25 protein-coding genes and 1 tRNA gene are annotated in these 20,982 nt (G+C 68.6%); 19 read left to right on the top strand and 7 right to left on the bottom strand.

Annotated elements, in window-relative coordinates; all coding sequences use genetic code 11:
* Positions 1 to 15: 15 nt before the first annotated feature.
* The 3 genes from ACIBHY_RS41740 to ACIBHY_RS41730 form a co-directional block, all read right to left on the bottom strand.
* Entirely contained in the window at positions 16 to 1,293 is a 1,278-nt protein-coding gene (locus ACIBHY_RS41740) for an extracellular solute-binding protein (protein WP_397258221.1), read from the bottom strand.
* A gap of 206 nt (positions 1,294 to 1,499) precedes the next feature.
* On the bottom strand, positions 1,500 to 3,362 hold the full coding sequence (locus ACIBHY_RS41735) for an acyl-CoA dehydrogenase family protein (protein WP_397258219.1): 1,863 nt from the start codon (positions 3,360 to 3,362) through the stop codon (positions 1,500 to 1,502).
* 52 nt (positions 3,363 to 3,414) lie between these two features.
* The gene (locus tag ACIBHY_RS41730; protein ID WP_397258218.1) at positions 3,415 to 3,795 is read right to left on the bottom strand and encodes a VOC family protein; all 381 of its coding nucleotides are present in this window, start codon (positions 3,793 to 3,795) and stop codon (positions 3,415 to 3,417) included.
* 67 nt (positions 3,796 to 3,862) lie between these two features.
* On the opposite strand from ACIBHY_RS41730, the gene ACIBHY_RS41725 reads away from it, so the two are divergent.
* On the top strand, positions 3,863 to 4,414 hold the full coding sequence (locus tag ACIBHY_RS41725) for a cysteine hydrolase family protein (RefSeq protein ID WP_397258216.1): 552 nt from the start codon (positions 3,863 to 3,865) through the stop codon (positions 4,412 to 4,414).
* Here ACIBHY_RS41725 and ACIBHY_RS41720 read toward each other — a convergent pair whose 3' ends face one another.
* Positions 4,415 to 5,128, bottom strand: coding sequence for a class I SAM-dependent methyltransferase (locus ACIBHY_RS41720; protein WP_397093383.1), 714 nt, complete (start codon positions 5,126 to 5,128; stop codon positions 4,415 to 4,417).
* Between the two features lie 137 nt (positions 5,129 to 5,265).
* On the opposite strand from ACIBHY_RS41720, the gene ACIBHY_RS41715 reads away from it, so the two are divergent.
* Both ACIBHY_RS41715 and ACIBHY_RS41710 read left to right on the top strand, forming a co-directional pair.
* On the top strand, positions 5,266 to 5,805 hold the full coding sequence (locus ACIBHY_RS41715) for an RNA polymerase sigma factor (RefSeq protein WP_379614605.1): 540 nt from the start codon (positions 5,266 to 5,268) through the stop codon (positions 5,803 to 5,805).
* Positions 5,792 to 6,682: a hypothetical protein gene (locus ACIBHY_RS41710; protein ID WP_397309611.1), complete on the top strand. Its 891-nt coding sequence runs from the start codon at positions 5,792 to 5,794 to the stop codon at positions 6,680 to 6,682. The genes ACIBHY_RS41715 and ACIBHY_RS41710 overlap by 14 nt, the downstream gene beginning before the upstream one ends.
* On the opposite strand, the gene ACIBHY_RS41705 is transcribed toward ACIBHY_RS41710, so the two are convergent.
* Positions 6,671 to 7,696 (bottom strand): adenosine deaminase, encoded by a 1,026-nt coding sequence (locus ACIBHY_RS41705; protein WP_397258212.1) that lies wholly within the window; start codon positions 7,694 to 7,696, stop codon positions 6,671 to 6,673. The two genes, ACIBHY_RS41710 and ACIBHY_RS41705, sit on opposite strands and share 12 nt — an antisense overlap.
* Before the next feature lie 68 nt (positions 7,697 to 7,764).
* Here ACIBHY_RS41705 and ACIBHY_RS41700 point away from each other — a divergent pair, with 68 nt between their 5' ends.
* The 4 genes from ACIBHY_RS41700 to ACIBHY_RS41685 are packed head-to-tail and all read left to right on the top strand — an operon-like array spanning position 7,765 to position 10,222.
* Positions 7,765 to 8,259: a SigE family RNA polymerase sigma factor gene (locus ACIBHY_RS41700; RefSeq protein WP_397258210.1), complete on the top strand. Its 495-nt coding sequence runs from the start codon at positions 7,765 to 7,767 to the stop codon at positions 8,257 to 8,259.
* Positions 8,256 to 9,152 (top strand): PASTA domain-containing protein, encoded by an 897-nt coding sequence (locus ACIBHY_RS41695; RefSeq protein WP_397309610.1) that lies wholly within the window; start codon positions 8,256 to 8,258, stop codon positions 9,150 to 9,152. The genes ACIBHY_RS41700 and ACIBHY_RS41695 overlap by 4 nt, the downstream gene beginning before the upstream one ends.
* A 30-nt stretch (positions 9,153 to 9,182) precedes the next feature.
* Positions 9,183 to 9,719: a hypothetical protein gene (locus tag ACIBHY_RS41690; protein ID WP_397309609.1), complete on the top strand. Its 537-nt coding sequence runs from the start codon at positions 9,183 to 9,185 to the stop codon at positions 9,717 to 9,719.
* Positions 9,720 to 9,742: 23 nt separating this feature from the next.
* Positions 9,743 to 10,222, top strand: coding sequence for a hypothetical protein (locus tag ACIBHY_RS41685; protein ID WP_397309608.1), 480 nt, complete (start codon positions 9,743 to 9,745; stop codon positions 10,220 to 10,222).
* Positions 10,223 to 10,252: 30 nt separating this feature from the next.
* Here ACIBHY_RS41685 and ACIBHY_RS41680 read toward each other — a convergent pair whose 3' ends face one another.
* Positions 10,253 to 11,455 carry a pyridoxal phosphate-dependent aminotransferase gene (locus ACIBHY_RS41680; RefSeq protein ID WP_397309607.1) on the bottom strand — a complete coding sequence of 401 codons (1,203 nt, stop codon included), beginning with the start codon at positions 11,453 to 11,455 and terminating at the stop codon, positions 10,253 to 10,255.
* A 171-nt stretch (positions 11,456 to 11,626) separates the two neighbouring features.
* On the opposite strand from ACIBHY_RS41680, the gene ACIBHY_RS41675 reads away from it, so the two are divergent.
* The 6 genes from ACIBHY_RS41675 to ACIBHY_RS41650 all read left to right on the top strand — a co-directional run bounded on the left by ACIBHY_RS41675 (position 11,627) and on the right by ACIBHY_RS41650 (position 14,993).
* Positions 11,627 to 11,699: transfer RNA gene (locus ACIBHY_RS41675), tRNA-Trp, on the top strand.
* Positions 11,700 to 11,773: 74 nt separating this feature from the next.
* Complete coding sequence (gene secE / locus ACIBHY_RS41670; protein WP_397258202.1) at positions 11,774 to 12,019, top strand: preprotein translocase subunit SecE; 246 nt, start codon at positions 11,774 to 11,776, stop codon at positions 12,017 to 12,019.
* 39 nt (positions 12,020 to 12,058) lie between these two features.
* Complete coding sequence (nusG, locus tag ACIBHY_RS41665; protein ID WP_397309606.1) at positions 12,059 to 12,889, top strand: transcription termination/antitermination protein NusG; 831 nt, start codon at positions 12,059 to 12,061, stop codon at positions 12,887 to 12,889.
* 109 nt (positions 12,890 to 12,998) lie between these two features.
* Positions 12,999 to 13,430 carry a 50S ribosomal protein L11 gene (gene rplK / locus ACIBHY_RS41660; protein WP_184958104.1) on the top strand — a complete coding sequence of 144 codons (432 nt, stop codon included), beginning with the start codon at positions 12,999 to 13,001 and terminating at the stop codon, positions 13,428 to 13,430.
* 64 nt (positions 13,431 to 13,494) lie between these two features.
* Positions 13,495 to 14,214, top strand: coding sequence for a 50S ribosomal protein L1 (gene rplA, locus ACIBHY_RS41655; protein WP_184958103.1), 720 nt, complete (start codon positions 13,495 to 13,497; stop codon positions 14,212 to 14,214).
* Positions 14,215 to 14,588: 374 nt separating this feature from the next.
* Positions 14,589 to 14,993, top strand: coding sequence for a DUF2690 domain-containing protein (locus ACIBHY_RS41650; protein WP_397258198.1), 405 nt, complete (start codon positions 14,589 to 14,591; stop codon positions 14,991 to 14,993).
* 207 nt (positions 14,994 to 15,200) lie between these two features.
* Here ACIBHY_RS41650 and ACIBHY_RS41645 read toward each other — a convergent pair whose 3' ends face one another.
* Positions 15,201 to 15,530 (bottom strand): cupin domain-containing protein, encoded by a 330-nt coding sequence (locus ACIBHY_RS41645; protein WP_379630511.1) that lies wholly within the window; start codon positions 15,528 to 15,530, stop codon positions 15,201 to 15,203.
* Positions 15,531 to 15,600: 70 nt separating this feature from the next.
* Here ACIBHY_RS41645 and ACIBHY_RS41640 point away from each other — a divergent pair, with 70 nt between their 5' ends.
* From ACIBHY_RS41640 to ACIBHY_RS41615, 6 genes are all read left to right on the top strand, one after another.
* Entirely contained in the window at positions 15,601 to 16,536 is a 936-nt protein-coding gene (locus ACIBHY_RS41640; protein WP_397309605.1) for a helix-turn-helix domain-containing protein, read from the top strand.
* Positions 16,537 to 16,578: 42 nt separating this feature from the next.
* Entirely contained in the window at positions 16,579 to 17,352 is a 774-nt protein-coding gene (locus ACIBHY_RS41635; RefSeq protein ID WP_397309604.1) for a maleylpyruvate isomerase family mycothiol-dependent enzyme, read from the top strand.
* Positions 17,353 to 17,462: 110 nt separating this feature from the next.
* Entirely contained in the window at positions 17,463 to 18,308 is an 846-nt protein-coding gene (locus ACIBHY_RS41630; protein WP_397258193.1) for a DUF1396 domain-containing protein, read from the top strand.
* A gap of 249 nt (positions 18,309 to 18,557) precedes the next feature.
* Positions 18,558 to 19,082 carry a 50S ribosomal protein L10 gene (rplJ, locus tag ACIBHY_RS41625; RefSeq protein ID WP_379614574.1) on the top strand — a complete coding sequence of 175 codons (525 nt, stop codon included), beginning with the start codon at positions 18,558 to 18,560 and terminating at the stop codon, positions 19,080 to 19,082.
* Between the two features lie 67 nt (positions 19,083 to 19,149).
* Positions 19,150 to 19,542, top strand: a complete 393-nt coding sequence (gene rplL, locus ACIBHY_RS41620; RefSeq protein WP_379614572.1) for a 50S ribosomal protein L7/L12 — start codon at positions 19,150 to 19,152, stop codon at positions 19,540 to 19,542.
* Positions 19,543 to 19,913: 371 nt separating this feature from the next.
* Positions 19,914 to 20,915 (top strand): ABC transporter ATP-binding protein, encoded by a 1,002-nt coding sequence (locus ACIBHY_RS41615; RefSeq protein WP_397258191.1) that lies wholly within the window; start codon positions 19,914 to 19,916, stop codon positions 20,913 to 20,915.
* The last annotated feature ends 67 nt before the right edge of the window (positions 20,916 to 20,982 follow it).

Raw genomic sequence — 20,982 nt, 5'->3', positions numbered from 1 at the left:
ACGCACCTCGACCGATCAGCCGGTCTCGGCGACCTTCTGGAGCTCACCGAGCGTCTTGGCCGGGTCCTTCACGGCGCCGCCCATGGTCTGCTTGATCTGGGTGTTCAGCTCAGACCACTTGGGGTCCTGGAACGGGTAGAAGCTGGCGTTGGGCAGGCCGTCGAGGAACGGCTTGAGCTTCTCGTCGCCCGAGAGCTTCTGGATGCCGCCGTTGGTGACGGGCAGCAGCTTGTAGAGGTCCACGATCTTCTCGGCGGCGGGGCCGGTGTAGAAGAAGTCGAAGAACTTCTTGATCTCGTCGGGGTGCTTGTTCTGGTTGAACGCCATGATCCAGTCCATGACGCCCAGGGTCGTGTTGAGCGGGCCGGTCTTGCCGGGGATCGCCACGACGCCGTACTTGTCCTTCACGGCGCCCTTGTCGAAGATCGGGATGGACATGGGGCCGCCGTTGGCCATGCCGACCTTGCCGGCGGCGAAGTCCTCCCAGACCGTCTTGCGGTCCTTGGTGCCGGGGTTCGGGCTGGTCAGACCGGCGTCGACGAGGCCCTTGACGTAGGTGAAGGTCTCGACGTTCGCGGGGGAGTTGATCGCCCACTTGCCGGCGGCGTCCTTGTAGGCGCCGCCGTTGCCCAGCATCCACAGGAACGCCTCGGCCTGCGCCTCCTCCTGGCCCAGGGGCAGGCCGAAGGGCTGGCTGACGCCGGACTTCTTCAGCTTCTCTGCCGCGGCCTTGAGCTCGTCCCAGGTCTTGGGCGGCTCGGCGATGCCGGCCTTCTCGAACAGTTCCTTGTTGTAGAACAGGGCGCGGGCGGAGGAGACGAACGGCAGGCCGTACGAGGCGCCGTCGACCTTGCCGAACTCGGCGAACTTGGCCAGCAGGTCCTGCTGGACGTTCGGGGAGACGATCTCCTCGACCTTGTGCAGCAGGCCGTCCTTGACGAATCCGGAGTAGTCGCCGGTCTGCAGGATGTCGGGCGCCTGGCCGTTCTGGACCATGGTCGCGACCTGCTTGTCGATGTCATTCCAGTTGATGACGGTGACCTGGACCTTGATGTTCGGGTTGGCCTTCTCGAACTCGCCGACGACCTCCTTCCAGAAGTTGTCGCCGGAGTTCGCCGCGCCGGGGCCGTCGCCGTAGTCGGCCGCGACCATCTTCAGCGTGACCGCGCCGCCGGCGGAGGCCGTGTTGCCACCCTCGGCCGGCGTGCCCGAGCCGCCGGTACTGCCACAGCTGGACAGGACCAGCATGGTGGCCAGGCCGAGAGCGGCGCCGCCCACAAGCTTGATGTTCACCGTAGATACCGCCTTCACGTCGGACGGGTCACGCTGGTCCGTACCAGCCCCGGACCCAGCCCACAGGGTTTTGGGGGTGCGTGAGCCACAGCTCACCGCGTTTGCGTCAGAGTAAGCCTCTGTTCAGCAGCCGGTCTATACCGGTGGGTATCGGTTTGAAAACATCCAAACGCACAAACCGGCATAACCGGTCTAGACCGGGTGTGTCAGGGGATCTTTCTCCGCACGTTCTCCCCGCCCTCGGGCGCGCCGATCCACGGGCCCTCGACCGAGGGGTCGAGGATGCCCTCTTCGAGGAAGGTGTACCGGCCTTCCAGGACGTAGCGCGCCAGCCGTACCTCCTGGGCGTCGTTGTTGTCCCAGAGTGTGGAGAAGAGGGTCTGAATGCGGCGGCTGGCCTGCAGGCAGAACGTGTCGGCCAGTTCCTGCGGGCGCCGGCCCAGGTCGGCGGCGTCCTCCCTGGCCTTCACGCAGGCGGCCGTCATCGCGAACAGCTCGGCGCCGATGTCCACGATCCGGCCGAGGAAGGCCTGCTTGTGCTCCAGCCGTCCCTGCCAGCGCGACATGCCGTAGAAGAGCGAGCGCGCCAGCTTCCTGCTGGTCCGCTCCACGTAGCGCAGGTGGCGGGCGAGCGGGCCGAAGCCGGGGTACGACGCGGGCAGCGAGCCGGAGCCCGCCACCAGCGTGGGCAGCCACTTGGCATAGAAGGCGGTCGCCCGCCGAAGCGCCTGGGCCCGCTCGTGGCGGGAGGCGTCCGGGTTGATCAGCTCGCCGGCGGCGCTCAGATGGGCGTCGACCGCCTCGCGGGTGATCAGCAGCTTCATGATCTCCGAGGAGCCCTCGAAGATCCGGTTGATCCGGGAGTCGCGCAGCATCTGTTCGGCGGGTACGCCCCGCTCGCCCCTGGCCACCAGCGACTCGGCGGTCTCGTAGCCGCGTCCGCCCCTGATCTGGACCAGTTCGTCGAGGGCGGTATAGGACAGCTCGGTGGCGTACAGCTTGGCCAGCGCCGCCTCGATGCGGATGTCGGTGGCGGCCGAGTCGGCCATGCGCGCGGTCAGGTCGCAGACGGCCTCCAGCGCGTACGCGGTGGCCGCGATGAACGCGATCTTCGTGGCCACGGCCTCGTGCTCGCCGACGCTGCGCCCCCACTGCACGCGGGCCGAGCTCCACTCACGGGCGATCTTCACCGCCCACTTGGCGTTGCCCGCGCAGGTGGCGGGCAGAGAGAGCCGCCCGGTGTTGAGCGTGGTCAGCGCGATCTTCAGCCCCTCGCCCTCGCGCCCGATCAGGTTGGCCGCCGGTACCCGCACGCCGGCGAACGTCGTGACCCCGTTCTCGATCCCGCGCAGTCCCATGAAGGTGTTGCGCCGCTGCACCGTGATCCCCGGCGAGTCGCCCTCGACCACGAAGGCGCTGATCTTCTTTCCGGTACGCGCCATCACGACGAGCAGATCGGCGACCACTCCGTTCGTGGTCCAGAGCTTCGTCCCGTCGAGAACGTAGTCGTCGCCGTCCTTGACGGCGGTGGTGGCCAGCCGCGCGGGGTCCGACCCCACATCCGGCTCAGTCAGCAGAAACGCCGATATTTCACCCTTTGCACAGCGTGGGAGGAATTTCCGCTTCTGCTCCTCGGTGCCGAACAGCTTCAGCGGCTGCGGCACCCCGATCGACTGATGCGCCGACAGCAGCGTCGCCAGCGCCGGGCAGTACGACCCGACCAGCATGAGCGCCCGGCAGTAGTAGAGGTACGGCAGGCCCAGCCCGCCGTACTCCTCGGCGATCGTGATCCCGAAGGCCCCCAGCTCCCTGAACCCGTTGACCACCTCGTCGGGAACGACCCCCGTCCGCTCGATGACCGCCGGATCGACCCGCGTATCCAGGAATCTCCGGACGGCCCGGACGAAGTCCTCCCCCCGCTTGGCCGCGTCGTCGGGGACCGTCTGAACGGGATAGACCAGATCCAGCCGGAAATCCCCGAGGAACAGCTGCTTCGCGAAGCTCGGCCGGTTCCACTCCGTCTCACGGGCCTGCTCGCCGAGCTCTCGTGCCTTGGCATAGTCGCTCATCTGCGCCCTCCCGCCGACGTTACGCCCCTGTCGCGGATGTCGGAAGGCGCGCCTAGTACGTGGAGACCTCGATGAGGTTGCCGTCCGGGTCGCGGAAGTAGACCGACGTCATCTCACCCAGCGCGCCCGTACGCGGCGCCGGCCCCACCTCGATCGCGACCCCCGAGGCGCCCAGATGCGCGATGACCTCCTCGATCGGCACCGCGCTCACCAGGCACAGGTCCGCCGACCCGGGTGTGGGCCTGGCGGCCTTGGGATCGATCTCGTGCCCGGCAGCGTGCAGGTTGATCTTGTGCGGGCCGAAGCGCAGCGCCCTGCGGCCCTCGCCGAACACGACCGGCTCCATGCCCAGGACCTCGTGGTAGAACGCGATGGTCCGGTCGATGTCGGCGACGGTCAGGACCAGGTGATCGAGACGCTCGATGCGGATCATCCGGCCACTCTATTTGTCGGGAGCACCGGCTACTGTGTGGGCTTCACCACGGATCCAGGGGGGCTTCATGACCACTCTCGCCGACCGGCCCAACACCGCGCTGCTGGTCATCGACGTACAGAACGGCGTCGTCGCCGGCGCCCACGAGCGCGACACGGTCGTCGCCAACATCGGCGACCTCGTGGACAGGGCCAGGCGCGAGCAGGTGCCCGTCGTGTGGGTGCAGCACTCCGACGAGGAGATGCCCCTGCGCAGCGACGGCTGGCAGATCGTGCCAGAACTGGTTCCCGGCGCCGCCGAGCCGCTCGTGCACAAGGTCTACTTCGACTCCTTCGAGGACACCGACCTGGAGAGCGTGCTGTCGGGCCTCGGCGTCGGCCACCTCGTCGTCGTGGGCGCGCAGACCGACGCGTGCATCCGCTCCACGCTCCATGGCGCCATCGTCCGCGGCTACGACGCGACGCTGGTCAGCGACGCGCACACCACGGAAGACCAGTCCGCGTGGGGCGCGCCCGCGCCGGAGCAGGTCATCGCCCACACCAACCTCTACTGGCGCTTCCAGACCGCGCCGGGGCGCAAGGGCGGCACCCTGGAGACCAAGGACGTGGCCTTCGGCTGATCAGGACTGGGGGACCCGGGCCACGCAGAAGACCGTCTGGCCGAACGGAGGCCGGATGAACCGCTCGATGAAGCGGGTCGTCGGCACCACCGTGCGGTCGTAGATCTTGACCAGCCGGGGGTCCGGGTACCCCACGCCGCCCCGGCGGACCGCGGCCCACCAGGCGATGCCGCCCAGGAAGTTGATCGGCTTGCACACGTCGATGTCCAGCCCGGCGCGCATGACCGTCTGGGTCAGCGTCTTGGGCGTGTAGCGCTGGACGTGGCCGACCTTGCGGTCGAAGTCTCCGTAAAGCTGCATGTAGCCGGGCACCCAAATGATGATCCGGCCGCCGGGCGCCGTGACCTTGGCCAGCGAGCGCAGGGCCTCGGAGTCCTCCTCGATGTGCTCCAGGACGTTCATGAGGACGACCGTGTCGACCTGGCCCTCCATCGGGACCGGGTCGGGGAGCGCGAAGTGCAGGACCTCGATGTCGGAGTTGTCGGCGAAGCGCTTGTTGAGCTGGTCGCAGCAGTAGGGGTCGAAGTCGCTGACCACCAGCCGGTCCAGCCGCGGCAGGAACTGCTCGGCGAAGTGCCCCAGCCCAGAGCCGATCTCGAGCATCGAGCGGCCCACGTGCGGTGCGACCATGTCGAACTCGTACTGCCGGTAGTTCTTGGCCTCGTCGCCACCTAGGTGGTTCTCCAGGGCCTCGTCACCGGCCGCCGGTTGCACTACACGGTCATACCCAGAAGACATGAGTCCTTGTTTCCTTCAAGGGGCTACGGATCTGCCAGAGTCTAGTGCCCGCTTAACGATGAGGCTCACCTCTTCCGCTGCGGGGCCGCCATGCGGTGGAATCTGTCTCGTCCATGGACGACGACGAGGCGATCACCCGCGCGCTGTCCGGCGACCTGTCCGCCTACGAGGCGCTCGTCGCCCGCTACAGCGCGCTCGCGCACCGCACCGCGGCCATGCTGGGCGCCGGCGACGAGGCCGAGGACGTCGTGCAGGAGGCGTTCGTCAAGGCCTACCGGCACCTGGCCTCCTTCCGCCGCGACGCGCCCTTCCGGCCGTGGCTGCTGCGGATCGTCGCCAACGAGACGCACAACCTCACCCGCTCGCGCGGCCGCCGCACCGAGCTGACGTTGCGGGCGAGCATGAGCGCCGACGCCGCCGCTCCCGACGACCCAGAGGGTACGGCCGTCGCCGCCGACCGCAGGGCCAGGCTCCTGGAAGCGGTACGACGGTTGCCTGATCGGGAACGTCAGGCCGTGGTCTGCCGGTACTTCTTACAGCTGTCGGAAGCGGAGACCGCCCAGGTGCTCGACTGGCCGCTGGGCACCGTCAAGTCCAGTACGCACCGCGGGCTGGCCAGGCTGAGGGAGGAGGTGGGCCGTGACCTCGCATGAGCCGTTCGGCGATCTGGAAGCCGAACTTCTCGCGCTCGGCGACGCCGTCGACGTGCCCGCGCCGCCTCCCGCCGACGTGGCGGCAGCCGTACGCGCTCGGTTGGAGGCCGGCGACGGCGCGAACCTCGCCGACGGCGAGAACACCGACGCCCCCGAGGAGAACGCGCCGGGCGGTGACGTCATCGCGCCCGAGGATGACGCCGGAGCGGCTTCACCCGCGCCCGGCGAGCACGGGGCCCGGCGGTCCGGTGGGCTCTTCCGGCGGCCGCGTGGGCGGGAGGACGGGTCGCGGCGGCCCGGCAGGCGGCGGCGGTGGGTGATCACGGCGGTCGTGGTGGCGGTCGTGGTGGCGATCACGGCGGGTACACCGCAGGGCAGGGCGGCGGTCGCGCACATCCTGCGGCTGGCCGGCATCGAGCTGCGCATCACCGACGCCCCGCCGGTGGCGGTGTCGCCGACGCCGCTGCCCGGCGAGCGCACGGTCACCCCGGATCAGCTCTCCGGTCTGGTGAAATTTCCGGTCAACCGGCCCAGCGTCCTGGGCGAGCCCGACGAGGTCAGGATCAGCGACAAGGGCCGCGTGGTGTCGATGTTCTGGGACGGCGTCAGGCTGGACCAGTTCGACGGCGGCTTCAGCCCGGTCTTCCTCAAGGAGATGGGCGAGCCCTGGCCCGACAACGTCCCGCTCCGCTACGGCGAGGCGTGGTGGATCACCGGCACCCACCGGCTCAGCTACCTCAAGCGCGGCGACAACACCCCGCTCCCGCTGCGGCTGGCCGAGGAGACCCTGTTGTGGGAGCGCGGCGGCGTCGGCTTCCGCCTCGAAGGCGTCAAGGACAAGGACCGGGCCGCGGAGATCGCGAACTCACTCCGCTGACGGCGCCGCCAGCCAGTCGTCGACGCCCTTGAGCATCTCCTTGCCCACCGACTCCGGGGCGGCCGACGACCTGATCGACTGCCTGGCCACCTCGGCGATCTCGGCGTCGCGGAAGCCGTACACCTCGCGAAGAAGCTCGTACTGGCGCAGCAGGCGCGCGCCGAACAGCAGCGGGTCGTCGGCGCCCAGCGCGATCGGCACCCCCGCCTCGAACAACCGCCGCACCGGCACGTCGGCCGCCCGCTCCGCCACCCCGAGGCCGACGTTGGAGGTCGGGCAGACCTCGCAGCAGATCTGGCGGTCGGCCAGCCGCTCCATGAGCCGCTCCGACTCCGCCGCGCGCACGCCGTGGCCGACCCGGTCGGCGTGGAGGTCGTAGACACACTGCTCGATGCTGCGGGGGCCGAGCAGTTCGCCACCGTGGGGCAGGGACAGCAGGCCCGCGCGCTTGGCGATGCGGAAGGCGCGCTCGAACTCCCTGGCCTCGCCGCGCCGCTCGTCGTTGGACAGGCCGAAGCCGACGACGCCGCGGCCGACGTACTGCACGGCGAGCCTGGCCAGCGTGTTCGCGTCGAGCGGATGGCGGGTCCTGTTGGCCGCGACGATCACCGCGACGCCGATCCCGGCATGCGCGGCGGCGCGCGCGGCCGCGTCGAGCATCAGTTCCAGCGTCGCGGTCAGCCCGCCGAAGCGCTGCTGGAAGCCCGACGGGTCGACCTGGATCTCCAGCCAGCGCGAACCCTCGGCGGCCTCGTCCTCCGCGGCCTCGCGCAGCAGCCGGTAGACGTGCTCGGGCGTGGACAGCACGGACCTGGCGATGTCGTAGAGCCGCTGGAAGCGGAACCAGCCCCGCTCGTCGGTCGCGCGCAGCCGCGGCGGCCAGTCCTCCTCCAGCGCGTCCGGCAGGTGCAGGCCCTGTGACCTGGCCAGCTCGATCAGTGTCGAGTGGCGCATCGAGCCGGTGAAGTGCAGGTGCAGATGGGCCTTGGGAAGCGTGTGGAGCGGGCGGTGCATCTCCTTATTCTTCCACTCAACTTCCCGGCGGGTTCGCGTGTTGTGGAAGGCGAAAGGGGACCCCGCTGATGACGGATGAAGACGAGGCGGCCTTCGACGAGTTCGTCGCCGCCAGAAGCACCTCGCTGCTGCGGACCGCGGTACTGGTCTGCGGCGCGTCGGCGCACGACGCCGAAGACCTGGTCCAGGGCGCACTGGAGAAGGTCTACAAGCACTGGTCGAGGATCCGCCGCGACAACCCCGAGGCGTACGCGCGCAAGGTCGTCGTGAACGCGGCCATCAACAAGGCCAGGCGCCGCCGGGTGCTGCAGGAGATCACCTTCGCCCGGCCGCCCGAGACCGCGGCCGGCTCGCCCGACGTGGACCTGCGCGACAGCCTCATCGAGGAACTGCGCAGGCTGCCGCCCAGGATGCGGGCCGTCCTGGTCCTCCGCTACTGGGAGGACCAGTCGGAGAGCGCGACCGCGGCGCTGCTGGGCTGCTCGCTCGGCACCGTGAAGAGCCAGGCGGCCAGAGGACTGGCCAAGATGCGCGAGAGCGTCAAGGAAGGAGTGTTTCGATGAACGTCGAGGAAGAGCTCAGGGAGGCGATGGCCAGGCATGTCGCCGACGTCCACGCGCCGCCGACGCTGGGGCGCTCCGTGCGCCGCGCCCGCCGCCGCCACACCATCAGATTCCGTACGGCGGGAGCCGCCCTGGTCACCGCGGCGGTGGCGGTGACGGTGCCCGCGGTCCTCACCTCCAACGAACCCCAGCCGGTCCGGGGCAACGAGACCGCCTCGGTCGTGGTCACGAACAAGGTGACGGTGCCCGACGTGAACGGCCTCAAGCTGGATCAGGCGGTGAAGACGCTGAGAGCCGCCGGGCTCCAGGTCGACGACATCGCCGAGATCCCCCAGTTCGTCAACGGGCAGAAGCCCGCCGCGGGCGAGGAGGTCGAGCCCGGCACCAGGGTGACGCTGACCTCCGCCCTGCAGGACCTCGGCGACCTGGGCGACGGGCGGGAGTTCGGTGGGATCCGGGTGGGATACGTCCCCGAGGGTCTGTCCTGGGGCAACTGGTCGGGCAAGAACGGCTTCGGGGAGACCTCCTACACGACCTCCTTCGACGAGCCCAACAAGGACGGCGCCTACTCCATCCAGATCATCGTCTACGAGGGTAAGGCGGCGTCGTCCGTCGACAAGCGGCTGGCGGAGTTCCCCGGCGAGGGCGCGGAAACGGTCGAGATCAAGGGGAAGAAGGGCTACCTGGTGGCGCTGGCGGAAGACATCCGGGTGGTCAAGAAGGAAGACGAGGCCGATCCGAACATGGTCACCCATACCATCGGCTGGAAGCTCCGTGACGGCCTGGCCGTCGAGGTCATGATGAGCCCGTTCCGCGCCATGAAGCTCGACCGGGACCAGATCAAGGACGAGATGCTCAAAGTCGCGGAAGGAATTCATCCGATCTCCGAGTAAAGCCCGCCCGAAACTGGGGATCTACCAGGTATGCATTCGGGGCAATGGTGGCGTGCCGCGTTCTCGGTCCTGGCCCTGGTGTCGTCGGTGGTGGCGCTCTCCCTGGTGTTCTCCGCAGATTTCGGACAACAACCCCGGCCCGCGCCGCCGCCTCCCGCCCCCGCGATGATCAAGCCCACCATGATCGCCGTCGTCTCCGACAACTTCTGGCTCACCTATCTCCCCGCGGGCCTGGAACGGACCGGCGGTGGGGTGATCGCCCAGGAAAAGGGCGCCGACGGCGGCTGGGCCCGCTTCGGAACCGGCGAACGCACGGTCGAGGCGCAGGTCGAACACGGTACTGTCGCTGCTGACTGGGAGACCTACCGCAAGCGGGCCGACCTTGAACGCGCCCGCGAGACCACCGTGCGTGGCAAGCCCGCCGTGGTCGGCGCCCATCCGGAAGGCGGCAAGATGATCGTCTGGCTGGAACGCGTCGGCACCGGCGCGTGGATCCGCGTCAGCGAGCCGCTGGCCAAGGAGCTGCTCGCCATCGCGGCCTCGGTGAAGGCTCCGGTGGGAGACTAGGGACCTTTTCCGGAAGGCGGACGATGCGGCGGTTGGCAGTGGTGGCGCTCGTGTTCGCTCTGGGCGGGTGCGGCACCGCCGTACCGGAGAGCCGGGCCGTTCCCAGCCCCAGCCCGGAGCCCGCGCGGGCGACGGTGCTGGGGTGCGGCGAGCAGCGGATCACCTACACCGTGCCCGCCGGGCTCAAGCGCGGCGACACGACCCCCCGCATCCCCGGCCTGTCCAGCCGGTACGAGGCGCAGAGCGTCGCCTTCGGCAGCGGGGACGACACCCTGTGGATCGGGGTGGTGTGCGGGGTGCACTCGGCCCAGCGGTTCGTCACGCTGATCCGCGACTCGCGGCTGAGCACGCACGAAGGACGGCCGGCGTTGCGCTGGAACACCCGGGGCAGCGTCCGGCACTTCCTGTGGCTCGACCGGCCGGGCCTCGCCGTGTACATCGCGGCGACGCCCGACCTGGCCGACCAGATCGCCACGGTCGCGTCCACGATCGGCGCCGGGTAGCGGCACGACCACTGGTACGGACCGCCCTGGCTAGCGGGCTTCCGACAGCAGCTTGGCGATGCGGCCCACGCCCTCGGCGAGGTCCTGGTCGCCCAGCGCGTAGGACAGGCGGAAGTAGCCGGGGGTGCCGAAGGCCTCGCCCGGGACCACCGCGACCTCGGCCTCCTCCAGGATCAGCTCCGCCAGCTCCGCCGAGGTCTGGGGGCGACGGCCGCGGATCTCCTTGCCGAGCACCTCCTTGACCGACGGGTACACGTAGAAGGCGCCCGTCGGCTCCGGGCAGAACACGCCCGGGATGTCGTTGAGCATGCGCACCATCGTCTGGCGGCGGCGGTCGAACGCCTCGCGCATCACGGACACGGCCGACAGGTCGCCCTTGACCGCGGCCAGCGCGGCGACCTGGGCCACGTTGGAGACGTTCGAGGTGGCGTGCGACTGGAGGTTGGTGGCGGCCTTGACGACGTCCTTCGGGCCGATCATCCAGCCCACCCGCCAGCCGGTCATCGCGTAGGTCTTGGCCACGCCGTTGAGGATGACGACGTGGTCGGCCGGGACGTAGTGGGCGATGCTGGTGAACTCGGCGCCGCCGTACACCAGATGCTCGTAGATCTCGTCGGTGACGACCCACAGGCCGTGCTCGGTCGCCCAGCGGCCGATGGCCTCGACCTCCGCGCGGCTGTAGACCGCGCCGGTCGGGTTGGACGGCGAGACGAACAGCAGCACCTTCGTACGCTCGGTGCGCGCGGCCTCCAGTTGCTCCACCGAGGCCAGGTAGCCCGTGGACTCGTCGGTGACCACGTCGACCTGGACGCCCCCGGCCAGCTTGATCGCCTCGGGGTAGGTGGTCCAGTAGGGGGCGACGACCAGGACCTCGTCACCCGGGTCCAGCAGGGTCGCGAACGCCTCGTAGACGGCCTGCTTGCCGCCGTTGGTGACCAGGACCTGCGCGGCCTCGACCTGGAAGCCCGAGTCGCGAGCCGTCTTCTCTGCGATGGCCTGCTTCAGCTCGGGCAGGCCGCCGGCCGGGGTGTACTTGTGGTTCTTGGGGTCGCGCGCGGCCTCGACGGCCGCCTCGACGATGTAGCCGGGCGTGGAGAAATCCGGCTCGCCGGCGCCGAAGCCGATGACCGGGCGGCCCGCGGCCTTCATCGCCTTGGCCTTGGCGTCGACGGCGAGGGTGGCGGACTCGGAGATCGCGGAGATTCGTGTGGAGATGCGGGGTCGGGTGGACATGGCTCCATGCTCCCACGATGCTGTTTCATGGGCGCTGTGACCTGGGCGATCAGATTCGGTTCGACGTGGCGGGGTATTGACCCGTAGACTCTCGCCTGGTCCTGCCGCCGCATGTCGAGCCGCGGTTCGGTCCGGGCAGTGAGCCGACCGGGGTAGTCTGGTTGGCGACATAGGGCACTAGCGCAATTGGTAGCGCACCGGTCTCCAAAACCGGCGGTTGGGGGTTCGAGTCCCTCGTGCCCTGCGAGTGCGGTCCGCGCAGCTTGGCGTGAAAGCGCGCCGCAATCTGCGTTGGATACGACGGATCAGGTGAGGACTGTGGCGATCGACACGCGCGGCGAGACCGCAGGCAAGCCTAGTGGCGAGAAGAAGACCCGCACATCTCCTGCCCTTTTCTACCGGCAGGTGGTCAACGAGCTGCGTAAGGTCATCTGGCCGACACGCAAGGATCTCATCACCTACACCACGGTCGTTCTGGTATTCGTTCTGATCATGGTTGGGATCGTTTACGGCCTCGACGCCGCCCTGGGCTGGGGTGTCATCCGCGTCTTCGGCGGGGAATAACCCTTCGCCACGCGATTCGACGAAAGAGGAAATGTCACCGTGTCCGAGTCTTCATTCCCGGCCGACGAGCCCCGCGAAGAGTGGGACGCCGAGCCGGAAGAGGCCGCTGACGAGGCTGCCGAGCCCGCCGACGACGATGTCGTCGCCGAGGCTCCTGCCGCCGATGAGGTCGATGAGGCCGAGGACGACGACGATGAGGTTCCCGCCGCCGTCGATGAGGTGGAGGCCGGCGAAGACGACGAGGCCGGGGAAGACGACGAGGACGAGGACGTCCCGGAGGTCGACCCGGTCGAGGAGTTCAAGCAGTCGCTGCGTGGTCAGCTCGGCGAGTGGTACGTCATCCACTCCTACGCCGGCTACGAGAACCGGGTGAAGTCCAACATCGAGAGCCGCAACGTGTCGCTCAACATGGAGGACTACATCTTCCAGGTCGAGGTGCCCACGCACACCGTCCAGGAGTTCAAGAGCGGCAAGAAGGTCCCGGTCAAGGAGCGCGTGCTGCCCGGCTACGTCCTGGTGCGCATGGAGCTGACCGACGAGTCCTGGGCCGCCGTGCGTAACACGCCCGGTGTGACCGGCTTCGTCGGCCTGTCCAACAAGCCCTCCCCGCTCAGCCTCGACGAGGTCGCCAAGCTGCTGGCCCCGGAGCCGAGCGAAGAGGCCAAGCAGACCAAGACCAAGGCGTCCGCCGGCCCCACGGTCGAGTTCGAGATCGGCGAGTCGGTCACCGTCATGGACGGTCCGTTCGCCACTCTGCCCGCCTCGGTGAGCGAGATCAGCCCCGAGTCGCAGAAGCTCAAGGTGCTGGTCTCCATCTTCGGCCGCGAGACCCCGGTCGAGCTGTCGTTTAACCAGGTCTCCAAGATCTGACATACACTGAGTCGTTCGGCTGGCCGTCTCTCGCGAAGGGCGGCCTTCCGACATGTTCGGCCAGGTACCCGGCCGAACACATCACCTATCAGGACCCGGAGTAGGAAAAATGCCTCCGAAGAAGAAGATCGCGGCCTTGGTCAAGGTCCAGCTCCCCGCTGGTCAGGCCACCCCGGCCCCGCCCGTCGGTACCGCCCTCGGTCCCCACGGCGTCAACATCATGGACTTCGTCAAGCAGTACAACGCTGCGACGGAGGCTCAGCGGGGCAACATCATCCCCGTTGAGATCACCATCTTCGAAGACCGTAGCTTCACCTTCATCACGAAGACGCCCCCGGCGCCTGAGCTGATCAAGAAGGCCCTGGGCCTCGACAAGGGCAGCGCGGTCCCGCACAAGGAGAAGGTCGGCAAGCTCAGCCGCGAGCAGCTCCGCAGCATCGCCGAGACCAAGATGCCGGACCTCAACGCCAACGACGTCGAAGCAGCGGAGAAGATCATCGCCGGCACCGCCCGGTCGATGGGCATCACCGTCGCCGACTAACCTTCCGACCACCGTGGAAGGGCCGCGCTGGCCCGCACCACAGACTCCACCACAGGAGATAGCCATGCAGCGCAGCAAGGCGCACAAGGACGCGGCGGCCAAGGTCGACCGCGACAAGCTCTACTCTCCGGCCGAAGCCGCCAAGCTGGCCAAGGAGACCACCACCACCAAGTTCGACGCGACCGTCGAGGTCGCGCTCCGACTGGGCGTCGACCCTCGCAAGGCCGACCAGATCGTGCGCGGCACGGTCAACCTCCCGCACGGCACCGGTAAGACCGCCCGGGTCCTGGTCTTCGCGACCGGTGACCGTGCCGAGGCAGCCCGCGAGGCCGGAGCCGACATCGTCGGCGCCGACGAGCTCATCGACGAGATCTCCAAGGGCAACCGCCTCAACGAGTTCGACGCCGTCGTGGCCACCCCCGACCTGATGGGCAAGGTCGGCCGCCTGGGCCGCGTGCTCGGTCCCCGTGGCCTCATGCCCAACCCGAAGACCGGCACCGTGACGCCCGACGTCGCCAAGGCCGTGACGGAGATCAAGGGCGGCAAGATCGAGTTCCGCACCGACCGGCAGGCGAACCTGCACTTCATCATCGGCAAGACGTCGTTCCCCGAGCGCCAGCTCATCGAGAACTACGCCGCCGCGCTGGACGAGGTGCTCCGTCTCAAGCCGTCGGCCGCCAAGGGCCGTTACGTGAAGAAGGTCACCTTCTCCACCACCATGGGCCCCGGCGTCCCGGTCGACCCCAACGCCACCCGCGGGCTCACCGCGGAGCTGGACGGCTAGCCGTACTGGCTGCATCCGCTCAAGGCCCTGCCGTTGTACGGCGGGGCCTTCTGCTTTGCCGGCTCGGGCCTTACAGGCTCGGGCCTTCGTGCTTTCGTGCGGGCGCCTCGCGCATGGGCGGTGCTCGCTTGCCCAGCCGAGAGTCGTAGAGCGTGAGTTCGGAGGGGGAGTGCCATGCGGCCTGGTGGCCCCGGAAGAACCCGCGCAGGCCGGTTGTATGCGGGAATCGGGTCGTTGACGGCTGTTCGAGGCACTCCGCGGCGGTCGTGAGGAGGTGTCACGGCCCGAGTCCTTCGGACAAGATCACTATTGCTCTATGCTCCTGAGCGGCAACACTGAGTGATCATCTCGTGTCTGGGGGAGTCATGCGCGTCATGAACATCGCTACCGGTCTCGTCGTCGCGGCCCTGCTGTCCGGGTCGCACCCGGCGATGGCGGCCGCCGCGGCGCCCGCGTGCACAGGGGCAGGATGCTTCAACAAGGACCCGCTCACCACCGGGTGCGACAAGGACGCCAGGCCGATCGCGGAGGTGTGGTTCCGCGACCGCCTGCTGCAGGGGTACTACAGCCCTTCCTGCAGGGCGAAGTGGGCCACCGTGATCGGTGCGCCGCTGGACCGCAGGATCTATGTCAGGAACAACAACGGCTCACCGCTGCTGGAGAACATGGTCCACCATGTCGCGTGGACGAAGATGGTCGACGGCACGCGTCCGGCGGAAGCCTGCTTCGAGAACACCTCCGTCTGCGCGAGGCCGACGGTGGGCCAGGCCCTCTTCTAAGAGCCGATCCCCGTCTGCCACAACGCGCTCACGGGTACGGCCGGCATCCGGTCTCCGAAGGAGAAGGTGTCGGCGCCGGTATGCAGGACCAGGCCGGCGACGAAGCCGGGGCCGACGCCGGGCAGGCGCCGTCCTTGACCCTTTGCTCGGCGTGGCGCCGTACCAGGCGCACGATGACAGTCGCGGGGAGATGGTCGCTTGGGTGGGTCAGTCTGTGGGGGTGGTGTGGGGGAGGCTGAAGACGAGGATGCGGGTGCCGGTTCGGGTGCCGGGCTGGTGTACGGAGCCGGGGTGGTAGTGGAGGAAGGATCCGGCGGGGAAGGTGTGGCCGTTGTCGAGGAGTTCGCCCTCGGCCACGTAGATGAGTTCGTCGGTGGCGTGGTGGTCGGGTTCCGGCCAGGTGGTGCCGGGGGCGAAGTCGAAGGCGCGGGCGGCCAGGGCGCCGCCGGGCAGGCCGCGGCGGACGATGCCGGGGGCGATGTCGCTGGTCTCCACGGTGTCGATGGCCACGTGGGTGAGCTTCGGGATTTCTGGCATGGGCCCATCGTGGCGGGTGGCGTACCGAGGAGAAAGTGGCTGGAATGTCATCTCTGGGTATATTGCTGCCATGATCAGAGTGGTCGCGCTGGTACATCCTCCGCAGGCGCCGTTCGAGCTGGCGTGTGTCACGGAGGTGTTCGGGCTGCGGCGGCCGGGGATGGCCGCTCGCTACGACTTCGGCATCTGCGCCCTCGAACCCGGCCAGGTGCCCACGCTCGGCGGCTACACGATCGGGGTGGGCGACGGGCTGGAGGCGCTGGAGAGCGCGGACACCGTGGTGATCCCGGGCTGGCAGGCGGACGACGTTCCCGGGGAGATCGTTGACGCGGTACGGCGGGCGCATCGCCGTGGGGCGCGGATCGTGTCCATTTGTTCGGCGGCGTTCCTGGTGGCGGAGGCCGGGCTGCTGACCGGGCGGCGGGCCACCACGCATTGGCGGCGGACGGAGGAACTGGCGCTGCGGTATCCGGATGTGACGGTGGATCCCGACGTCCTCTATGTCGATCACGGCGATGTGGCGACGTCGGCGGGGACCGCCGCGGGGCTTGACCTTTGCCTGCACATCGTCAGGAACGACCATGGCGCCGCCTACGCCACGGAGATCGCCCAGCACATGGTGATGCCGCCGCGCAGGGAGGGCGGGCAGGCGCAGTTCGTGCGGCCGGCGCCGGTGCGCGAACGTGACGGGTCGCTGGGTGCGGTGCTCGACTGGGCGGCGGGGCGGCTCGACCAGCCCCTCACGGTCGGGGATCTGGCCCGGCGGGCCCGACTGTCGCCGCGGACGTTCGCGCGCCGTTTCGCCGCCGATCTGGGGGTCAGTCCTGGTCAGTGGCTGCTCGCCCAGCGGGTGGACGCCGCCCGCGAACTGCTGGAGCGGACCCCCTTGCCCGTCGAGACGATCGCCGCCCGCGTCGGGCTGTCGTCGGCGGTGAACCTGCGGCGCCACTTCCACGCCCGCCTCGGCACCACCCCGGCCGCGTACCGACGGACCTTCGGCGGATAGGAGTGGCCCAGGAGCGTGGACACGCGTGCCAGAGTGGAGGGCATGGACTACGTCGCTCATTTTCATCGCGAGGTCCAGGCGTTCGAGGCCGCGTGCCGGCGGGTGGCGGGGCGGGAGGCGCCGCCGGTTCCGTCCTGTGCGGGGTGGACGATGTCCGACCTGGTGATGCACCTGTCGGGCGTGCACCGGGTGGTGACGGCGGTCATCGAGGAACGGCTCGCGCAGCCGCCGGATCCCAGCGGGCTGGCGCACCTGCTGCCCGCCGACACCGAGGGGTGGCCGCTGTCGGGGCGGACGCCGAGCCTCGGGGTGTTGCCGGTCGGCTTGGTCGACTGGTTCGCGGAGGGCGCCGCCGTACTGGAGGACGTGTTCGCCGGGACCGGCCCGGACGAGCGGGTGTGGACGTGGTCGGCGGATCAGACGGCCGGGTTCTGGTCGCGGATGCAGACGATCGAGGCGGCCATCCATCGGTGGGACGCGGAGAACGCCGTCGGCGAGCCGGGGGACATGGACGCCGAGATGGCCGCGGACGCCGTGACGCAGACGTTCGAGGTCATGGTTCCGGCTCGGCGGGCGTTGAAGAAGGCCCCGCCGGGGGCGGGGGAGACCTTCCGGTTCGTGTGCGACGAAGGGGCGTGGACGGTGCGCTTCGAGGGGGATGAGCTGCTTGATGAGGGTTCTCCCGACCTTGAGGTCGCGGGTACGGCCTCGCAGCTGATGCTGTTCCTGTGGCAGCGGATCCCCGCCGACCGGCTGGCCGTCTCCGGTGATCCCAAGCTGCTGGATCGCTACTTCGAGCTGGCGCCGCCCATCTGACCGCAGCAGATGTGGAGGTGTTGTGCAGATCTAGGGGATTCCCCCGAGGTTTCCCTGGGTTTGTGCGGGGAAGCCGCCAGATCGGTGATTAGCCACATAGGGTCGGAGGCATGGTGAAGCGTAGGTTTTCTCTCGCTGCCGCCGCGGCTGCTGCCGCGATGGTGGTGGCCGGGGTAGCAGGTTGTGGATCGACGGCGCAGCCCATCCAGGTCAACCTGGCCGCCTCGGAGGTGCTCACGCAGGCTGCGCAGAAGACCGAGCAGGTTTCCAGCTACACCGTTGACGCGGTGGTCAACGCGACGGACCCCAACGGGCAGAACGGGAAGCTCCAGGGCCGGATGCTCTACCAGGGCAAGCCGACGCTGGCGATCGATCTCACCGTGGACACGGCGGGATTCGGCGATCGCGAGCTGCCGGGCGGGGCCAGGGCGGTCCTGCAGGGCGACGTCGTCTACGTCAAGGTCGACGCCCTCAACAAGCTCGTCGGAGCCACCAAGCCGTGGATCAAGGTTTCGCTCAGCGAGGCCGACAGCCGCGGTGAGGTGCAGCAGTATCTGGCGCAGGTCCAGCAGTTCGACCTGGCGGCGGTCACGAAGATGGTCACCGCCTCGAAGGATGTCAAGCAGGTCGGCACCGAGAGTGTGAACGGCGTCGACACGACCCACTTCAGCGGTACGTTCCCGGTCGAGGCGGCGGTGCAGCTGCTGCCGGCCGACGAGCAGCAGCGGGCCAAGGAGAACATGGCCGAGCTGAAGGACGTCAAGTTCGACATCTGGGTCGACGGCCAGGGCCTTCCGGCGAAGCTCCAGCTCAACGGGGAGAAGCAGGGCGGCAAGCTCGACGCCACCCTGTTCTTCAAGGGCTTCAACGAGCCCGTCAACATCCAGACTCCGCCCGCGGACCAGGTCGGCGAGATGCCGTCGAACGTCCCGCAGCCGACCCCGTCGAACTCGTAGCGACAACCCACAAGAGAACATCGATTTGGAAACTCGGCGACCAGCCCGTAGTCTGGTCGTTGCCGAAGACCGCCGGTTGTCACCTTGGCCAGTCCTGGTGACCGAAGGATCCGCTTCTTGCGGACGGCCCGCGCAGGTGTGATACGAGTTTCCCCACACGATGAGTGTGTGTGAAGCCCCGTGCGCCCTGCGCCCGGGGCTGTTCTCATTTCTGGGCCTTCTCCGGCGGAACATCCTGGAAGGAGGCCCATGGCGAGGCCGGATAAGGCGAGCGCGGTCGCCGAGCTCAAGAACGAGTTCGTAGGAAGCAGCGCAGCCGTTCTGACCGAGTACCGCGGTCTCACCGTCGCTCAGCTCAAGGAGCTGCGCGTTGCACTCGGTGGGAATGCGAAGTTCGCCGTGGCGAAGAACACCCTCACCAAGATCGCTGCCAACGAGGCCGGTCTGACGGGCCTCGACGGCCTGCTCAGCGGCCCGACCGCGATCGCCTTCGTCAGCGGCGACGTCGTCGAGGCTGCCAAGGGTCTGCGTGACTTCGCCAAGGCCAATCCCCTCCTGGTGATCAAGGGCGGTGTCCTCGACGGCAAGACGCTGGACGCCACGGAGATCACCAAGCTCGCCGACCTGGAGTCGCGCGAGGTTCTCCTCGCGAAGCTGGCCGGCGCGATGAAGGCGAAGCAGTCCGCTGCTGCCGCCATGTTCGCCGCGCTGCCCACCAACATGGCTCAGCTGGCCGAAGCCCTGCGCGCCAAGCGCGCGGAGGCCGGCGAGTAGCTGGGGGTTGCCGCACTTAACCGCGGTCCCGATCCACCTTTAAAGCACATCCCATACGGAGGAAAACATGGCGAAGCTCAGCACCGACGAGCTGCTCGGCGCGTTCAAGGAGATGACCCTTCTCGAGCTCTCCGAGTTCGTGAAGGTCTTCGAGGAGACGTTCGACGTCAAGGCTGCCGCCCCGGTCGCCGTCGCCGCCGCTGCCGCCCCGGCCGCCGGTGGTGGCGAGGCCGCCGCTGAGGAGCAGGACGAGTTCGACGTCATCCTCGAGGCCGCCGGCGACAAGAAGATCCAGGTCATCAAGGAGATCCGCGCGCTGACCTCCCTCGGCCTCAAGGAGGCCAAGGACCTGGTCGACGGCGCTCCGAAGTCGGTCTTCGAGAGCAAGGTCAACAAGGAGCAGGCGGAGAAGGCCAAGGCTGCCCTCGAGGGCGCCGGCGCCAGCGTCACCGTGAAGTAACGTTCACGCTTCCGAAAGAGGCGGCCACACCCAGGTGCCGGGTGTGCCGCCTCTTTCGCTTTCCCGCCCAACCCACCCTTCCGTTACGGCTCCCGCCACCCCACCCGCCCCGCCGCAGTCAGCGGGCCCCCGTCGAGCGATGGCCGTGAGGGCACTCCGCTCTTGGGGCGTTGCCGCTGCTGCCGTGCCTGGCGGCGTACTGCCTGGTGGGGCGCGGCCACGCGGTGGATGGTTCGACCTGACCAGACCCCGATAACCGGCCAGTAACAAGTTATTAGAATCTGTTCCAATTCCACGGAACACGGCTAACGTGATGGGAACTTGAAAGTAAAGTGTGCGTCACGTTACCCCATGCTCGCGGAAGGTGACCGGTGGGCGTCGAAGTCGTGGTCGAGGGGCTGACCAAATCGTTCGGTCGGCAGGTCATCTGGCAGGACGTCTCGCTGACGCTGCCCGCGGGCGAGATCTCGGTGCTGCTCGGCCCGTCCGGCACCGGCAAGTCCGTCTTCCTCAAGACGCTCGTCGGCCTGCTGCGTCCCGACCGCGGCCACATCTGGATCGACGGCTACGACCTGGCCAACTGCAGCGAGGACAAGCTCTACGAGCTGCGCCGGCTGTTCGGGGTGCTCTTCCAGGACGGCGCGTTGTTCGGCTCGCTGAGCCTGTTCGACAACATCGCCTTCCCCTTGCGCGAGCACACCAAGAAGAGCGAGACCCAGATCCGCCAGATCGTCATGGAGAAGATGGAGCTCGTCGGCCTGCTCGGCGCGGAGTCCAAGCTGCCCGGTGAGATCTCCGGCGGCATGCGCAAGCGCGCGGGCCTGGCCAGGGCGCTGGTGCTCGATCCGGAGATCATCCTCGTCGACGAGCCGGACTCCGGGCTCGACCCGGTGCGCACCGCGTACCTCAACCAGCTCTTCGTCGATCTCAACACCGACTTCGAGGCCACGTTCCTCATCGTCACCCACGACATCAACACCGCCCGTACCGTGCCTGACGACATCGGGCTGCTGTTCCGCCGGGAGCTGGTGATGTTCGGCCCGCGCGAGATGCTGCTGTCGAGCGACGAGCCGGTCGTGCGCCAGTTCCTCAACGCGCGCCGCCACGGCCCGATCGGCATGTCGGAGGAGAAGGACGTCTCCGAGCTGGAGGCCGAGGCCCAGATGGGCCACGACCCCGGCGCGCTGCCGCCGATCCCGCCACAGCTCATGCCCACGGGCAACCGGGTGCGCCGCAGCCAGCAGCCGCCCGGTTCCTGGCTGGCAGCCCACGGGGTGATCCCGCCGCAGGGCTCGTTCATCGACGACCGCGGGCGCAACTGGCTGGAGGAGTACCCTCGGCTGGTCAGCGCCCATCTCAACGGCGTCAGGTAGCCCCCGCGCATGGACGGACCGGCCTTTTTCGCGGCCCAGGACAACTACTCTCCGCACTCGAAAGGAA

This window comes from Nonomuraea sp. NPDC050547 (genome assembly GCF_044457345.1).
Lineage (GTDB): Bacteria > Actinomycetota > Actinomycetes > Streptosporangiales > Streptosporangiaceae > Nonomuraea.
The sequence above is the reverse complement of the archived record's forward strand: the minus strand, read 5'-3'. Positions and strand labels throughout refer to the sequence as shown.

Coding starts and splice junctions, on each gene's coding strand:
- rplA (WP_184958103.1), top strand. CDS start 13,495: ATGCAGCGCAGCAAGGCGCACAAGGACGCGGCGGCCAAGGTCGACCGC.
- ACIBHY_RS41730 (WP_397258218.1), bottom strand. CDS start 3,795: ATGATCCGCATCGAGCGTCTCGATCACCTGGTCCTGACCGTCGCCGAC.
- ACIBHY_RS41725 (WP_397258216.1), top strand. CDS start 3,863: ATGACCACTCTCGCCGACCGGCCCAACACCGCGCTGCTGGTCATCGAC.
- ACIBHY_RS41695 (WP_397309610.1), top strand. CDS start 8,256: ATGAACGTCGAGGAAGAGCTCAGGGAGGCGATGGCCAGGCATGTCGCC.
- rplL (WP_379614572.1), top strand. CDS start 19,150: ATGGCGAAGCTCAGCACCGACGAGCTGCTCGGCGCGTTCAAGGAGATG.
- ACIBHY_RS41705 (WP_397258212.1), bottom strand. CDS start 7,696: ATGCACCGCCCGCTCCACACGCTTCCCAAGGCCCATCTGCACCTGCAC.
- ACIBHY_RS41640 (WP_397309605.1), top strand. CDS start 15,601: ATGATCAGAGTGGTCGCGCTGGTACATCCTCCGCAGGCGCCGTTCGAG.
- ACIBHY_RS41690 (WP_397309609.1), top strand. CDS start 9,183: ATGCATTCGGGGCAATGGTGGCGTGCCGCGTTCTCGGTCCTGGCCCTG.
- ACIBHY_RS41635 (WP_397309604.1), top strand. CDS start 16,579: ATGGACTACGTCGCTCATTTTCATCGCGAGGTCCAGGCGTTCGAGGCC.
- ACIBHY_RS41650 (WP_397258198.1), top strand. CDS start 14,589: ATGAACATCGCTACCGGTCTCGTCGTCGCGGCCCTGCTGTCCGGGTCG.
- ACIBHY_RS41645 (WP_379630511.1), bottom strand. CDS start 15,530: ATGCCAGAAATCCCGAAGCTCACCCACGTGGCCATCGACACCGTGGAG.
- ACIBHY_RS41680 (WP_397309607.1), bottom strand. CDS start 11,455: ATGTCCACCCGACCCCGCATCTCCACACGAATCTCCGCGATCTCCGAG.
- ACIBHY_RS41685 (WP_397309608.1), top strand. CDS start 9,743: ATGCGGCGGTTGGCAGTGGTGGCGCTCGTGTTCGCTCTGGGCGGGTGC.
- rplK (WP_184958104.1), top strand. CDS start 12,999: ATGCCTCCGAAGAAGAAGATCGCGGCCTTGGTCAAGGTCCAGCTCCCC.
- ACIBHY_RS41735 (WP_397258219.1), bottom strand. CDS start 3,362: ATGAGCGACTATGCCAAGGCACGAGAGCTCGGCGAGCAGGCCCGTGAG.
- ACIBHY_RS41700 (WP_397258210.1), top strand. CDS start 7,765: ATGACGGATGAAGACGAGGCGGCCTTCGACGAGTTCGTCGCCGCCAGA.
- rplJ (WP_379614574.1), top strand. CDS start 18,558: ATGGCGAGGCCGGATAAGGCGAGCGCGGTCGCCGAGCTCAAGAACGAG.
- ACIBHY_RS41715 (WP_379614605.1), top strand. CDS start 5,266: ATGGACGACGACGAGGCGATCACCCGCGCGCTGTCCGGCGACCTGTCC.
- ACIBHY_RS41630 (WP_397258193.1), top strand. CDS start 17,463: ATGGTGAAGCGTAGGTTTTCTCTCGCTGCCGCCGCGGCTGCTGCCGCG.